18 protein-coding genes are annotated in these 14,753 nt (G+C 33.3%); all 18 read right to left on the reverse strand.

All coding sequences use genetic code 11. The annotated features are described in order from the left end of the window. Nucleotides 1–13 precede the first annotated feature (13 nt). Nucleotides 14–349 carry a hypothetical protein gene (locus tag B1B04_RS13135; RefSeq protein ID WP_240518294.1) on the reverse strand — a complete coding sequence of 112 codons (336 nt, stop codon included), beginning with the start codon at nt 347–349 and terminating at the stop codon, nt 14–16. Further along, nucleotides 346–705, reverse strand: a complete 360-nt coding sequence (locus tag B1B04_RS13140; protein ID WP_094075103.1) for an HK97 gp10 family phage protein — start codon at nt 703–705, stop codon at nt 346–348. The genes B1B04_RS13135 and B1B04_RS13140 overlap by 4 nt, the downstream gene beginning before the upstream one ends. Then, nucleotides 702–1,007 (reverse strand): phage head closure protein, encoded by a 306-nt coding sequence (locus tag B1B04_RS13145; protein WP_079561901.1) that lies wholly within the window; start codon nt 1,005–1,007, stop codon nt 702–704. The genes B1B04_RS13140 and B1B04_RS13145 overlap by 4 nt, the downstream gene beginning before the upstream one ends. Continuing rightward, on the reverse strand, nt 1,004–1,273 hold the full coding sequence (locus tag B1B04_RS13150) for a phage head-tail connector protein (protein WP_079561902.1): 270 nt from the start codon (nt 1,271–1,273) through the stop codon (nt 1,004–1,006). Before B1B04_RS13150 ends, B1B04_RS13145 begins: the two co-directional genes overlap by 4 nt. Then, on the reverse strand, nt 1,273–1,521 hold the full coding sequence (locus tag B1B04_RS13155; RefSeq protein WP_079561903.1) for a hypothetical protein: 249 nt from the start codon (nt 1,519–1,521) through the stop codon (nt 1,273–1,275). Before B1B04_RS13155 ends, B1B04_RS13150 begins: the two co-directional genes overlap by 1 nt. Before the next feature lie 27 nt (nt 1,522–1,548). Beyond that, the gene (locus B1B04_RS13160; RefSeq protein ID WP_276207759.1) at nt 1,549–2,499 is read right to left on the reverse strand and encodes a phage major capsid protein; all 951 of its coding nucleotides are present in this window, start codon (nt 2,497–2,499) and stop codon (nt 1,549–1,551) included. A 50-nt stretch (nt 2,500–2,549) separates the two neighbouring features. After that, complete coding sequence (locus tag B1B04_RS13165; RefSeq protein ID WP_079561905.1) at nt 2,550–2,735, reverse strand: hypothetical protein; 186 nt, start codon at nt 2,733–2,735, stop codon at nt 2,550–2,552. Nucleotides 2,736–2,738: 3 nt separating this feature from the next. Further along, the gene (locus B1B04_RS13170; RefSeq protein WP_170938978.1) at nt 2,739–3,434 is read right to left on the reverse strand and encodes a head maturation protease, ClpP-related; all 696 of its coding nucleotides are present in this window, start codon (nt 3,432–3,434) and stop codon (nt 2,739–2,741) included. 26 nt (nt 3,435–3,460) lie between these two features. Then, nucleotides 3,461–4,630, reverse strand: coding sequence for a phage portal protein (locus B1B04_RS13175; RefSeq protein WP_079561907.1), 1,170 nt, complete (start codon nt 4,628–4,630; stop codon nt 3,461–3,463). 20 nt (nt 4,631–4,650) lie between these two features. Next, nucleotides 4,651–6,363 (reverse strand): terminase large subunit, encoded by a 1,713-nt coding sequence (locus B1B04_RS13180; RefSeq protein ID WP_240518295.1) that lies wholly within the window; start codon nt 6,361–6,363, stop codon nt 4,651–4,653. Nucleotides 6,364–6,366: 3 nt separating this feature from the next. Next, nucleotides 6,367–6,741: a hypothetical protein gene (locus B1B04_RS13185; protein ID WP_079561908.1), complete on the reverse strand. Its 375-nt coding sequence runs from the start codon at nt 6,739–6,741 to the stop codon at nt 6,367–6,369. A gap of 378 nt (nt 6,742–7,119) precedes the next feature. Beyond that, nucleotides 7,120–7,461 (reverse strand): HNH endonuclease, encoded by a 342-nt coding sequence (locus B1B04_RS13190; RefSeq protein WP_079561909.1) that lies wholly within the window; start codon nt 7,459–7,461, stop codon nt 7,120–7,122. Between the two features lie 55 nt (nt 7,462–7,516). Next, nucleotides 7,517–8,632: a putative phage abortive infection protein gene (locus tag B1B04_RS13195; protein ID WP_079561910.1), complete on the reverse strand. Its 1,116-nt coding sequence runs from the start codon at nt 8,630–8,632 to the stop codon at nt 7,517–7,519. Nucleotides 8,633–8,833: 201 nt separating this feature from the next. Continuing rightward, a complete protein-coding gene (locus B1B04_RS13200) occupies nt 8,834–9,016 on the reverse strand; it encodes a helix-turn-helix domain-containing protein (RefSeq protein ID WP_079561911.1) in 183 nt (60 codons plus the stop codon). A 228-nt stretch (nt 9,017–9,244) separates the two neighbouring features. After that, entirely contained in the window at nt 9,245–12,028 is a 2,784-nt protein-coding gene (locus tag B1B04_RS13205; protein WP_079561912.1) for a hypothetical protein, read from the reverse strand. A 293-nt stretch (nt 12,029–12,321) separates the two neighbouring features. Further along, the gene (locus B1B04_RS13210) at nt 12,322–13,467 is read right to left on the reverse strand and encodes a helix-turn-helix domain-containing protein (RefSeq protein ID WP_079561913.1); all 1,146 of its coding nucleotides are present in this window, start codon (nt 13,465–13,467) and stop codon (nt 12,322–12,324) included. A gap of 18 nt (nt 13,468–13,485) precedes the next feature. Beyond that, nucleotides 13,486–13,677, reverse strand: a complete 192-nt coding sequence (locus B1B04_RS13215; protein ID WP_079561914.1) for a hypothetical protein — start codon at nt 13,675–13,677, stop codon at nt 13,486–13,488. A 717-nt stretch (nt 13,678–14,394) separates the two neighbouring features. Further along, complete coding sequence (locus tag B1B04_RS13220) at nt 14,395–14,679, reverse strand: hypothetical protein (protein WP_079561915.1); 285 nt, start codon at nt 14,677–14,679, stop codon at nt 14,395–14,397. Nucleotides 14,680–14,753 lie beyond the last annotated feature (74 nt).

Genomic DNA, 14,753 nt, shown 5'->3' on the forward strand with positions numbered 1-14,753 from the left:
AATAAACTCCGTTTCATTTTAATATTTGTATTGTATAGAATTTTTGATACAAGTCTTGAGCCGTAATAAACAGTTCATCTGTATCATAAAAGACGCTATTAGCATCTAATAAATCTTCTATCTTTTGTTCAAGTTTTAAATCCTTTTTATCTGTGTAAACTTCAATACGATAAGTTAAAACCTTTTTCCAAACTCTATTATCAGCACCGAAATTACCTGAAGTTTCTTCGAGATAAACCATAAATGGGGGTTGAGGAGCAGGAGAATTTTCATTGTGGATGAAATGACTGTAGGCTACTGGAACACCAACTTGTTGTAATAGCTTAGGTAATTCTTTAAGCGTAATCATAGGCTATTTAATTCCCTTTCAAAGTCTCTTATTGCTTGCTTCTCAATCTTTTCAATATGAGGGTGTGCAGGGGTTCTTAAGCCGTCTCTATTTACGTGACCATTCTCTAATAAATGCGTAAGTTGATAATTTGTAGCGTTGTGAATTGTATAGTTGTTGCCCACCTTTTTAACTCGCCAACCTTTAGCATAACTACCACTGCCTGCATAGTCTCCTGTTGGAGAACTAGCTTTAAGTTGTTGTACAGCTTGCTTAGATACTTTCTTAGCACTTGCTTCCACTTCTTCTGCTACATAGTTTGAAAATCTCTGTAACTCTTTTACAAGTTCTTTAGCAAAGTTATCTATACTCGTCATACAATCTTACCTACTTTACGCTGTGTATATAATTCAATGAATTCACCTTTATCATAGGAGCGATAGATTGAATATTTATTACCTTTGTAGATTAATGTATCTTCATTTTCATAATCAGCTAAACGAACCACGAATACATATTCAGGTTTTGTTCCTTGCTGTCCTGCGATAAAAAACTCATATCGTCCTACACTTTTTCTTTCACAGAATAATTCACGTTTATATTCAGTCTTGATTTCTTGCAACATTTCATCTTTTTCAATTGTGTAGCCAACTAGTTTGATAACTTCGTTATACATCATTTTGTGTATTCCTCACTTAATGTCAGATGTCTTTTGAGTGCTTCATATGATAGTTTGTACTTCTCGCTATCTGTGTTAGCTAAACCAAATTCAGATTTAGCATATAAAACAATTGAGCGAGTAATTAGCCTATCGTCTTCTGTTTTACTTGTTATGTTTACACCAGATAGTTCTAAATCCAATAAACATGCATCAATGATGTCTTGAACTTCACCATCGAACATTGTATTTTGAATTCGTAATGCGAATTTAACTTTTTCAAGCATTAAGCATCACTCGTTTTCTTAGCTCGTGTATTACGTTGAGAAGTTTTTTTTACTTCTTCTTTTGTTTCTTCTTCTGCTTCTTCTTTAGTTTTTTTATTCAATTGCTCTATATTAGAATGAGGAATAATTAAACCTAGAGAAGCTAAATATTGAATACGCTCATAATCTTCACAAACAAAATAATGACTAGGAATCATCATGTTCCCAGTCACCTTGTCTTTGAAGAATTTAGTTACTAAATGTTTCAATTATTGCATCTCCTTTTTGTTTTATTATTAAGCCTCTGGAACGATAGCAACAAATGCATCTTCTCGTGTAACTTTACCATCTAGGATAGTGTGTCCTAAGAACTCAGTTGTACGAGCTTTAAGATTTTTGTCTGTTTCTACAGAGATAGTCTTTTGTGTGTTTACAGCGTAACCAACAGATGGTTTACCGATAACAATAACACCATCTGGACAACCGCCATCAGTTTTTACAGGTAAACTAAATACACGTCCTACGCCTCCAGCTGTTTCATCTGAAATAAAGATGGGACGTCCCTTTTTGTCTAGAACGTTCGCAAGCTTATTCCAAATTGTTGCGTTATTAGCATAGAAACTTGCACCTTGTTGGAACTGCGAAGCAAGTCTAGCCATTGCCCCTGTTAATGTTTCATAAGAAATATCTCCGCTTGCCTGATATCTAACTGCTTGACCTGCTGTTTCTAATACTTTTACAACACCTTCTAATTCTTCATCTGTAGAAGCATCGCCGATAAATACAGATTGACCAACGAAAGCACCAATACGGTCAACTAATTCGCCTTTAAGGTATTCCATGAATGCAGGAATAGACATTGCTTCGATTTTGAATGATACTTCGATAAGTTTAGAAACTTCGATTCCTTTAAGAGTTACATGAGCCATTTCATTTTCTTCTCCTACTGTGTTTGCTTTCTCTTTGTAACCTTTAGCATCACCAGATTTGATAGCCTTGTGTTTTGGTAAATGAATGATCCCACGAATGTTAAGTTTCTTAGCATCACCGAAGAATGGATATTGCTCACCGATAAGACCGATGATTTCGTTCATTGTAGTCTCAGGGATGACAACACCGTTGTCTTCTGCATAAGTGACATTAGACAACTCTACTACTGACATTTTTGTTCCCATTACTGATTTAGCAAAAGCATTTACTAGTAATTCTTGTTTACTCATGTTTTGTAGTTCTCCGTTCTGCTCAATTGTTTGTACATTTGATAATCCTGACGCTGAGACAGATTTATTCTCTAGTTCTACTGTTCCTTGTTCTTTAAAGAATTTAAGTTTGCAAGTTCACGAGTAACACTCTCAAACTTTGTATCTAATGCTTTGATTTCATTTTGTTTAACTGTAGAGTCTTCGAAGTTACCTTTGTTAATTAAATCCTCTGCCTCTGTTACTAATGCATTGCGTTGTTCTAAATACGTTTCTTTTTTCATCTGTTAGTGAATCTCCTTTAGTTTAAGTAAATTTATTTGAGTCATATGTTTGACTTTTTCCGTATTGAATTTCTTTTCGTTCTTCATGTCATTAAATTTGTTAATAGCTTGTTGAGGTAACATTTCCGCATTATATGAAGCTACCAGTGACATAGGGTTGACTGCATTTTGCTTGTGTGCGCTCTTCTGGAACATAATAGAATCAGCGAATCCTAATTCAACAGCTCTCTCTGCGTTTAACCATGTTTCTTTGTCCATCATTGCTAGAATTTCTTCTTTGTTAATACCTGTCTTAAGGACATAGGCGTTTGCTAATGCATCTGTTGAACTTTTAAGGATGTCAATTGCTTGCTCCATGTCTCGAGAGTCTCCACTTTTAGTAACTGATACATTGTGAATCATCATTTGAGCAATAGGAGACATATATACTTCATCACCTGCCATAGCAACAATAGAGGCGCTAGAACCTGCAAATGAGTGAATCTCAATAGTAACCTTGCCTTGATATGTTCTAAGAGCTGTGTAAATCTCAGCGCCCGCAAAAATCGAACCACCTTGACTGTTTATGATTACCTTTACATCTTCTCCGTTTAGATGTTTTAATACATCATTAGGACATGTTGACTCAATTTCATAAAAATCATAGGCTTCTTTTTTGTCATTTAAAATAATTATTCCGTTAATATTAATCGTCTTCAAAATTAATTCTCACCCCTTTCTGAGTTTTAACTTATTCTATCTGTAGTTTTTCCTGTGTCTTTCCGAAGTAGGAACTCATCTCCATTGTCGTGTGGAGCATAGCCTAAAATGTCTCGAATCTCATTAGGATTTAGAATAGCTCTATCTGCTAATGCACCTAATGCGATTTTACTAGTCATACTTGCAAACATTAGATTCTTAGAAATGAATCGAATCTCGTTTCCATAGCTTATTTCTTTGCGTGTAAATAGCTTATAAGTGAATTCTTCTGATAGTTGAATTAAGATAGGCTCAATTGAAGATTCATAGAAAGCATTCCATTCATTTTCATCAAAAGAAGCGCTGACAATCTTCTCATTAGTACCAAAGTAATTATAGATACGCTTTGCATTTTCCTTTTGGAGTTCTTTATCAGGCATATATGATTTAGGCTCTACTCGTTCTGCATCCACTTTATTGTCAATACCTGCTGCCCCACCGTATTCACTATCAATATCTAGGAATGAATCTGTAAAACGTTTCGTTTGTTTCTTTACGTCATCTTCTGTTAAGTTTGCTTGATACTTTAGCAACCATTGAACTACATTTGAATTTTTGATTGCTTTGATGATTCCTTTATCGACTGAGTTTACAACTTGCATTAATGAAGCTAATGCCTCAACATTAGATGAACCGAACATATCGCTGTCGTTAAAATCTTGACGCAAATGAATAACATCCTTATAATTAAAAGTAGCAATCTGACCGTTCTTTTTGATTGTGAATCGTAGAAACGTATCGTTACTACTTGCTAAGACTTGTACATTAGTAGCAACGATAGGATACAATCCAATAGGATAGCCGTTATCATCACGATTGATAAAGATATAAGCGTTATTATTTAGTTCTAATTGTGTGACAGTCTTTTCTAATAGCTGTTGCATTCCCATGATAGGGTTAGGACGTTTTAGAAGCATCTTCATGTAGAAATCTGGATTGATTGCTGTGCTATCTCCTGATTTACGAACATGTTCTGCTGTAGTTTTTGCTACTGCTTTTGCTTTCGCTCTGATTACTGAGCGAATGATATCATTTTCATAGATATTACCGTCCCAATTAAAATAAGAGTCGTTTTCATCAGAAGTTAGCATTTTAACCTTCTGACTTTTTGTCGTTATGTCACTTTGTTTACTTTTACCGAAGCCAAGTAAATTCAAATTCTCACCTACTTTCTAAGTTATCTAATACGATTTGAATATTCATTCCTATTATTCTCTAATACTGTGAATGCATCTAACAAAGACGCTGTTCCGTCAATACGTTTCGATTTGTTTTCACCTTTGATTGGTTTAATATTATCGTTGTCATCGACTTTAGCGTGTGTATTATGTAAGCACCATTTAGTGATAGGGTTGTTGTTGTAGTTAACCCTCTTCTTCTTTAGCAAAGCTCCTAGATTATACATAGGAATGCTCAACGTTTGCGCTCCTTGAGCAATTGGAATCATTGTTGAGCGTCCAAACTCTTGTTCCATGTCTACAATCCACTGTGAAGACTCGTAACGGTCATATCCAATGTAATACATATGACACTTGTACTCTTCTTGAACCTCTTTAAACCAATCCAGAACGTCTGTAGGGTTGATAATATTACCCTCACATAATCGCATATGACCTTGTTGTACAAACATATCATAAGGCATGTTATCTTCTTTAATACGCTCGTCTAACCCATCCTCTGGAAGCCAATACATATGTTCAACATAAATCGTATCATCGTCAGGCATCATAAATAAGAAACAAGCCGCCGTTAAATCTGTTGTACGAGACATATCGACACCGCCAATTCCATATTTAGGTTTAAGCTGTTCAATATCAAACGTAGCTTCATTGTTTACTTGGTCATAAGTTAACCATGCAACATTTCCACTGTGTCGGATATTGAAATCCTTAGTCAATAAGTTTGGCATATTAACAGGATTGTTGATTGCTTTGTTGTAGCGCTTTCTAATGTAATCTAAACTCTTAACAGTCCCTAATGTTGGATTTGCTTTGTACCACATTTCCTCATCGTGAATCTCTTCTGAGCCATCTAATTCATAAATGATTGGTAATACGGATTCATCTGTATAAGAACCATCTGAATAACCATTGATTATATCTTCACACTCAGCGTACTTTAAATCATAAATACCATTACGGACATATCCTGCCGTTGTCATGATAAAGTTTAAAGGTTGTTTACGTGTAGACATAGAATCAACAATTACATCGTAAAGGTTTTTATCCTTCCAAGCGTGAATTTCATCCATGAATGAACCATGAGCGTTTAAACCATCAAGTGAGTTAGAATCAGAGGATAGAGGTTTATAAACACCTTCCCCCATTGGGTAGCGAACTTCACTAATACGACACTCTAAGCGTCTTAAAAGTACAGGAGACTTCTTAATCATCTTTACAGATTCGCCCCAAACGATTTTGGCGGCATCTTTCTTAGTCGATACTGCGTAAACCTCAGAACCACCTTCATTATCAGCAATCAATAGATAGTTTGCTATTCCTGAACCTAAAGTAGATTTACCTGCTTTACGTGGGATGATTAATACAAGCTCTTTAATCATTCTGTAGCCTGTCTCTTTATCAACCATTCCGAATGTAGCGCCTAATAATGCTTTTTGCCATAACTCAAGAATTACTGGCTTACCTGACCACTCACCTTTTGAGTGTTTACAGAAGTTTTCTACAAACTCGATAGCTTTGTTAGCTTTCTTTGCATCATATTCATAACGACTTTTAGGGTCATTTATTTTACGTACTAATTCTTTATATACTTTTTTAACCTTATCACTTACTAGTATTTCGCCTGATTCAATCTTTTCATAGTATTCTATTACTGGATTGTAACTTAGTGGATACCTGATTTTGATAGGTTCATTCTTTTTCTTAGCCATAGATTAGTTTCCTCGATTCCATTCATCGAAGCCATCATCTTTAATAACATTGGCTTTAGTGCCTAATACTTCAATAATCTGTTTCATAGTTGTTTTGTAATCTTTAACAGTTGTAGCGTAAAACTTCGCTGTTGGACGCTCTCTCTCATAAGCTCCTGAGCCATCTGGATTTTGTGTAAACATTTCTACATAACCATTTTCAAGTAAGTCACGCTCAAACTCTTCACATTGTATTTTGAGAAATGATGCACGTTCAACTAAGCCTTCAACTGCCTCTAGTTTGTTATCATCTACTTCTGCCGCTTTTAAAATACGCTTAAGTCGATTCTTCTCTGCTGTAATACGTTCTGTTTTCGTCTTTTTTTTCTTAACTGCCAATGCTACTGTCTCCTTTCGTTTGATATGGCTTGCATTCGACTATTCTTGTCTAAAATGATGGGGAGGGGGTCTAAAAAATGGACATGTGTTGCACAAAGAAGACTCTCATCGGTCTCTAGACAACTTCTAAAAAACTTTTTGAAGGGGGGATTTATTCTTCCCAAATTTATTCTCCAATTTTATTCTTATAATTCTATTTTTAATTTGAAATTATTTATATTAATCATTAATAAACAATTCATTTTACTTTCTAATTTTAAATCTTAATTTTATTCAAAAGAAAAGATAGGCAACCATACATACAGTCACCTACCTTCATCAAACTTTTAAACAATATAAAACTTAAAACTAATTCAACTTAGTTACTACTATTATTATTTAGTCTATCTCACTCAAAGGAACATACTCACCTTTAAAGTTAAAGCCATATCCTTCTTGTGTGCTACTCTTATCTGTCTTGCTAAACGTTTTACGATTATGATGGGACAAGCAAAGGAACTGGAAGTTATCAGGATTCAATGTGATATTAGTGTCGTTGATATTGTCAATATTAATCTCGATAATATGGTCTAAGATATATCCTCGTTCATATAATCCCTGCTTTAAACAATGTTCACACAATCCTGCAATCTCTGGACTTTCAATATAATTCTTTCGTACTCTCTTCCACTTTGCACTATTGTAGAATCGTTTAGCTTCTACTGTATGTTCTCTTACCACATTCCATCCACCTTTATTTGTTTTTAAAATAAAAAAGCATTCAATTAAGAACGCTTTATAAATCAGGGTATAGTGTTGAATTGTAAAACTTTTTATCTTTCTCAAAATATCGATTGTACTTATTAAAATAAACCTCGAAATCTTCGACCACTTTATATTTAGTATAAAGATTAATTATTGTTTTTTCATATGTAGTTAAATTCGAAAAAAAGATTCTAAAATAATTATCTTTTTCATCCCCATTTATATTACTACCTTCTAGAAAATCTATTACAGATATAATACTTTCAAAATAATGATGGAAAGGAAATTTGAAATTATAATCTACTATATAGATAGCATTAACTTTATATTCTTCATCATTAAGAAATTGCTTCTGTATTCTATTAATAAAATTATCATTATTGAATCTGATCAAATAATTTTCTAATTCTTCATAATTAAATTTAAAAACATAGAAAACTGCCATATCTCCTTTTTCCCTCATAATTTCATCATTTCTTGAACCATTGAGGTGCTTTTTTGCAAGACGCACAAAAGTTTGAACATCATACTCTGAATCTATTTCAGAGGTACCATAATTAACTTTATTATAAAAATTAATAAAATCTGATCCTAGTTCAGCTAAGGAATCTTGTTCTCTAAATAGCATCTTTTTTAAACACGATATTAAAGATTCTTTTTTGTAGTAATTTTCGATAGCTTCATAAATATTTATAAACACATCTTTATCATTTACAGTCGTACCATATAAAGTTAAACCTTTTACTAAATTATTATGCATATTAATCATATTAAAAAATGTCGTCTCAAATTGTTGTTTTAGCATTGTATCATTAGTTATTCTATATTGTTCATTTGCTTTAGCTAGTTCTTCTCTTGTCATTTGCAGTTCTTCTCGTTGCAATCCTAGTTCCTTTCTCTGCATTACAATAGTAGAGATTAAAAACAAAATACTGGCTAACGATAAAAATCCAACTGTTGAACCACCTAAAAAATCTCCGACAGTTCCTAATTTAGCAAACGAATCAAATGATAAACTAGATTTTGAAAAAAAGAAAATTGCTATCGGGATTAATATGGCAAAACATATAGTAATTATTCCTCCAATAATCCATTTATTTTCATTTTCCTTAATCCACTCTTTAAATGGTTTTTTTTCACTTGACATACATAACACTTCCTATCTACCTACAATTGTAAGTGAATATGGAGAAAATGTCATTAACGTATAAATAATCAGTCATGTTATTCTCTTCTCAAATAACAGACAATCAACCTAATTTCATCAAGATCGTCATTACCCATTACCAACTCAAACATTTGGTATGTCGCTTCGATAAAATTATCTCCTTGCCAATTCCCTTGTTAGTTATTTTGATTCAACATACGCTACAATTTTATCCTCTGATTCTTTCGGTATGTCTACTTTGTTATTGAAATACTGACTAATCCAACTTTTCGAGCAACCTAGTAATTCTGCTAAGTCCTTCGCTTTAATCTTCTTTAGTCTCATTTCCATCAATAGCTGGCATCTTTCTTTATATGTTTTCATATAATCTCCATTCATGTTTTATTCTTGGTGTTACTACTTCCTTAGTTGCTTAAAAGAACAGTCCCAGTGTCTAGGTGCTGTCCAAATCAAAAAACAAGAACATAGGAGGAATATAATATGCCAAAAAGGAAAAGACCTGAATGTCTCTATCCTTGTAGTGACATATTATTGTTCGTTATCTCCTTAGATATTAAGCATTTCCGACTAATCAATTAAGCCAATGTTCTACTATTTTTGCTCAAAAACTGATAAAAACTTTTTCGGCTCAGATTGATATACAGCATTCATAATTTGAATTTGATTGTCTTCAATAGTATTTGATTCAAATAGATGATACATAATAGAAAAAATCGTAGTAGTTTTGATTGTGCGTTTCTTCATAGAGCTTTTAATTATGTTCCCACTAAGCACAATTTTCTTAGCGATTATTCCCCTATCTTCTGAATTAGCTTTTAATAGAGAAGTTCTATAGTGTTTCATTTTATCTGTGTAAGTGTCAACCAATGAGATAATTTCATTTTCTTGTTTATTGTTAGCATTGCGAACGTGGAAAATCTCACCTGTTTCAATATCAAAAGGCATTACTAATTCGAACATATTAATTACATCAGATGATTTTAGTTCTTTAGCCCGTCTGATTTTAGTAGTTAGTTCTTCTGCTGTTTCACGATTACGAACGTCATAGATGTCAACTACATAATCCATTGCAGTTTTATAGCTAGTGTATTTACGTTTGTGATTCCTTCCGTTGTTCATGAAGCTAGGGAAAAGATTCTTACCCTCATCATCTTGTTTCATTCGAGATTTAACTAGCAAAGATAGTCGAACAAGCTCTTTCTCCGCATCAATGTCATAGGCTTTTTTAGCGCCATCAATAGCGATTGTAGATAATACTGATATGATTTCAACGACTTCTTTCATCTCTTTGTATAACGCTGTATGACCGTTAAGCTTTGCATCATACATAACCGATTGAGCGGTTTGTCCTACGTTCACAACCATTCCGATAAGCTCCGAAGCGATTGTTTTGTCAACTTTAGCACGATTTAGGCTATCTAATACATAGCGGTTAGAAGTAGCTGAAACACCATTCAAACAAACTTTAGCGTCATTATTACGAGCAACTTCTACAATTGTTTTATTATTCGTGATTAACATTGTATCTGAATCATAGTCACAACCAGACAAGATATCTTGAACAGGAAATTCAATGGCATTTACAGCGACAATGTTTTTTGTGAAATTAAAGTATTTGTCAATAAGAGGTTTTTTAGTGTTGATTGCATATAGTAGGTTATTAGCAGATGTGTGAGGATTACGGAAGCATACAACTTCTTCACCATTTTTAAAGTTCTTATTATAAATTTGATTGCCGTTCATGTGGTGTGTATTCTTGTCGTTTACGTCAAACTTTCCTATTGCAGAGAATAAGAATTCTATCGGATTACCAATTAGTACAGCGTAGTCACCAGTGATACGTATTTTACCTTGTTTCATATGTGCTACGTATTTATTAATAGTCTTTCTTTTGAATGTATTAAATAGCTCAGTCTTAGCAATATCATTGTTATAATAGAATAAGTTTGCTAACATCTCATTGCTGTTTGTCATTGTTGCAGTATCTAATAGATGTTGTGCAAATGCTTCATCATCATTTTTGATTGTGTTAATATAGTCAACTTCGAATTTTGATAATTCTTGAACCCCCTTAATATCTAAGTCTAATGAATTAACCATTTGATATGACATTTGTTGAAGTGGCATTCCATTTTTATCATTTCCTAGCTTAGTTGAGGATTCAGACTTACATACACCGAAGGTATTCTTTTCTGCTTTAATTATTTTCTTCCAATGGTTGTACATATCTTTATCAGTGCCTACGAATCTGCTGAACTTAAACACTTTTAAGCTTGAAGGTGTGATAATCATATGTATATCTTTAACTTTAACTTTGTTACCTAGCATATCTTTAATAGTAGCAGTCTCATACTCTGAGCCGAATTGGTCTCTCATGAAATCAACTACATTTGTATTGAACACACATGATTTAAAGAAGTGTTGACGCAATAGCATCATTCCTTGACCATTGAAATATTGAGAGTCTAATAGTCCAGAACCATCAAACAAACTGTTAGAGATTGTTGCGTTCTCATTTGCTTGAGATTTAAGTTTGACTCTACCGTCTACAGCGTCTTTAACAATTTCAATTGCAGACATGTTAAATACTGAATCAACATCATCAATCAATAGAATGTGTTTAGGGTTAATCTTGATTGTGCCTTTAAGTGAAGATGTAACTAGTGACTCATAAGCAGACAATGAAGCTATGTCAATTTCTTCACCGTTTTCAAAGTTGATACCCATTCTTGACCAATTAGTTATTTCTTTTGCTATATCTTCACGAATGAATAAGCATGAGCCTATACGAGACTTAGCAGAAGAACGTTTATATACAACGTAATTAACTTTTTCACCTTTGTAGTTAGTTAATGTAAAACCATTGACGTATAATTCATTACGTAATTCTTGTAGTGATAAAGTAGTTTCCCAAGCATCTTTATTAGCTTCGATTAATTGAGCGATTTCTTCATTGCGTGTATCAAGTTTTTCATTCAGTACTGCTAATCGTTCTTCAAAGTCTGGTTTCTCACCATGTTCATTTGTAAATGACTCTAGTGTACGAGCTTGAGAATCTTCAACTTTCTTTAAGACCGTCTTAACGTTACTTACTTTGCTTTTAAACTTAACATTGATAATATCGTCTGTATGGAATTTACGGATTGTCTTCATTGTCCGCCTATCTAACTCTTGAATATCAACTTTATCATTTTTACGGTTTGCAAATTCATTTATCCCCAGTTCTCGTAGCTTAATAAGTTCTAATGAATACGGAATGAAGCCGTCATACTTTGGTGTTAATGAAGCTCCTCTGTTCATATGCTCCCAAATGATTGACGCTTCTACTGATTGGATGAATGCACCTTCTGTTGATTTGTTTAAGTTTGCTTTCATAGTAGCTGTTCCCCCTTTTTTAGTTGATTTTATATGTTGTTTTTTAATAGTCTGTGTGCTATATTGAATATAGAAATTTGGATAAATAGTTTTCTGAGCATATTTCCAAATAAGTTTATAGTTGGTTTTATGTTTACTTTTACAGCAAGCAATATTGTTTGTTGAGAAGAACCAAAAATTCTAGTTCACTTCCAGAAAGTTCGTTTCGTACTACCCCTATATTCCTTACCTCTTAGTTTTCTTCTATTACTCAATACTTTTACTTTTATAATCAGTATTCTCCTAATTTATTATCAGAATGGTAGTTCACCTAAATTGATTTCTGCACGTTTTTTCCGTGGGTCTGTTGCTGATTTAACTAGCGTTTCTGCTACTTCATTCATTTTCATTTGTTGTATTTCATCTAGTGCAGTATTTTTAACACCTTTTACCTCAACCACTAATTGGCTATACTCATTTAGCTCCCCAATGGCTTCTAGTTTTTTTTCTAAAATATAATCTTCTTTTGATTTAGTTGGCATCAAGTCGTACTCTTTCTTAGTTTCCTTACCAAACTCTTGGATTTCACTTACTATAGTTATAGTAGGTGCTATACGGTCTGCTATGTCATCGCCTAATACAAAGTAGTCTTGATTTCTTTCCATTCTTATTAGTCCGTAATCATGTAGTGAACGCATGATGCCATATACCGAACTACGTGGTATATTCAACTTGCTCGCTACTGTTCTATGTCCAACACGATACTCTTCGTTTTTATCTTCAAAGTAATCGTATTGACTTTTTAGGAATGAATAAACATAGAATGCTTTATCACCTAGACAAGCATGATTCATACAAAAAGCAAACACCTCAAAAGGTATGTTTGTAAAGTTTGTGCCTTTATAGAATGTTCCTTGATTATCTTCTTCTAGTGTATTACTGTGAAATGCTAATACAGGTTTTTTAGAAGTGTATCTATTTGTCAATCCCATTGGTTCACGATAATACATATGTACGTGTTCTTTTAGGTCTGCATGTAGCTCTAGTACATTCGTAAATAATGGTAAGTCTGTATCTTCATCAGTTTCAAATGCTACTGGCAATTCGAATAATCCGATAGTCTCAGTCAAGTGATACTGGTCAAATAAGCCATTTTTCTTTATAAAAATATCAACAGTTTTATTACTAGCTGAACCTAGAATTCTTTTTACATCTTTAACGCTTGGAGCGTAGTGTGAATATTTGCACCACCTATACAAGTAGGTCATGAAGTAGATATAAGAGTAAGCTGTAGAAACAGTCTTCCAAGTCTTAATCTCTTTTTCATGTGTCTTATAAATAGTTGGCAACATCTCAAAATATTCATTAGAAACGCATACTGGGCTTTCTTGTTCAGCGTGTTTAAGTTGTTCTAACAATTGGTCGTAGTTGCTTGAATTGAATTGAGTGTTTTCTGTCATAATTGAGTTCCCCTTGAGTTAGTTAGAATACTTTTTCTTTAGTTGAGTTAATTCTGTTACTGCGTTCATAAGTTCTACTGTGCATTTGAATACGAACACTGTTTTATTGGGATTGTTCACATCTTTCTCAACGCTGTATTTTTGGTTTGTAATAAACCCTAGAGCATTCGCCATATATTTGTTACGTACTGCGTATCTTTCTGTCAACATAGTCGCATTATCCTTTTCTTAATTGAATTGATTCCTCCTAAAACACACCACACCAAAAAGAACCTCAGTTCATCTAAATGCTCTTATTAATTTATTAAGTTAAAAATAAAAGAGAAGTTGCAAGACTAGGAGGAGGAAGAACTAGCCTTGCGAATAATGAGTGTGAAATTAACTTAGGAACACTATCCAATGATGTACACCGCTGTTTTACGGTCTTCCTCACCAAAGATATGATAGAGGAAAAAGTAACGTAATCCTGCTTCGTTTCATATTGTGTTATGAGTTTCAGTTCTATTAAACTTTTCCCTATCCATATAGTGACGTATTTTGTGAGTCTATTGCTTGATATACAAGGGGTTAAGTGTTTAGCGTTCGACATTTTATGTTCATTTTTTAATATTTAAAGTCCTCTCCTACTAACCTTCCACTATGCAACCATTTCCATCGTCTATAATTTCAGCTTTGTGTCTACCTTCCCTTCTGTCGAAATGTTAGCGTATCACATTAAAAATTCTAAAAGGTTACGTATACGGACAATTATAATACTACCTAAATTACTAGTACTATATTATTACTATTTTTATATTTTATTTTTTATGTTTTAGGTTATTTTATAACTGTCCGTATACGTAACCTTTTACATTTGTGTTGTATTAGTAAGATTGTTAATACTGTCCCTATGAGCAACCTTTTGCATAGACACAAGAGGAATCACTGCTATAATGCTTGTGCATCTACGAATAAATCTGATATGCAAACTCTTTTTTCGATAAACCCTAAACTATTAAGCGTCACAAGGTTCTCCACAGCTATTTGAATGTCTTGTGGTAGTTTTACTATTTCTCCTAGTCTAGAGTGCTTCACGAATATGTTGCCCTTCTCAGAAACCAAGTTACGTATTGACATGAACAATGTTTCGTCTAATGTTAATTTCAATTTGTTAATAAAATAAGATGCTACCACATTTTGTAATTCATTTAGATTGTTTAAGTTCGCTTTCATTCTATTCACCTCTATGTACATTATGACTTATTAAATAAGTCTATAATCAAAATAGCATAGACTCATTTTATTAG

Source organism: Lysinibacillus sp. KCTC 33748, from assembly GCF_002237755.1.
GTDB lineage: Bacteria > Bacillota > Bacilli > Bacillales_A > Planococcaceae > Lysinibacillus.

Excerpts from the sequence above, each read along its gene's own strand:
- B1B04_RS13135 (WP_240518294.1), bottom strand. The coding sequence starts at position 349 with ATGATTACGCTTAAAGAATTACCTAAGCTATTACAACAAGTTGGTGTT.
- B1B04_RS13140 (WP_094075103.1), bottom strand. The coding sequence starts at position 705 with ATGACGAGTATAGATAACTTTGCTAAAGAACTTGTAAAAGAGTTACAG.
- B1B04_RS13145 (WP_079561901.1), bottom strand. The coding sequence starts at position 1,007 with ATGATGTATAACGAAGTTATCAAACTAGTTGGCTACACAATTGAAAAA.
- B1B04_RS13150 (WP_079561902.1), bottom strand. The coding sequence starts at position 1,273 with ATGCTTGAAAAAGTTAAATTCGCATTACGAATTCAAAATACAATGTTC.
- B1B04_RS13165 (WP_079561905.1), bottom strand. The coding sequence starts at position 2,735 with ATGAAAAAAGAAACGTATTTAGAACAACGCAATGCATTAGTAACAGAG.
- B1B04_RS13180 (WP_240518295.1), bottom strand. The coding sequence starts at position 6,363 with ATGGCTAAGAAAAAGAATGAACCTATCAAAATCAGGTATCCACTAAGT.
- B1B04_RS13195 (WP_079561910.1), bottom strand. The coding sequence starts at position 8,632 with ATGTCAAGTGAAAAAAAACCATTTAAAGAGTGGATTAAGGAAAATGAA.
- B1B04_RS13200 (WP_079561911.1), bottom strand. The coding sequence starts at position 9,016 with ATGAAAACATATAAAGAAAGATGCCAGCTATTGATGGAAATGAGACTA.
- B1B04_RS13205 (WP_079561912.1), bottom strand. The coding sequence starts at position 12,028 with ATGAAAGCAAACTTAAACAAATCAACAGAAGGTGCATTCATCCAATCA.
- B1B04_RS13210 (WP_079561913.1), bottom strand. The coding sequence starts at position 13,467 with ATGACAGAAAACACTCAATTCAATTCAAGCAACTACGACCAATTGTTA.
- B1B04_RS13215 (WP_079561914.1), bottom strand. The coding sequence starts at position 13,677 with ATGTTGACAGAAAGATACGCAGTACGTAACAAATATATGGCGAATGCT.
- B1B04_RS13220 (WP_079561915.1), bottom strand. The coding sequence starts at position 14,679 with ATGAAAGCGAACTTAAACAATCTAAATGAATTACAAAATGTGGTAGCA.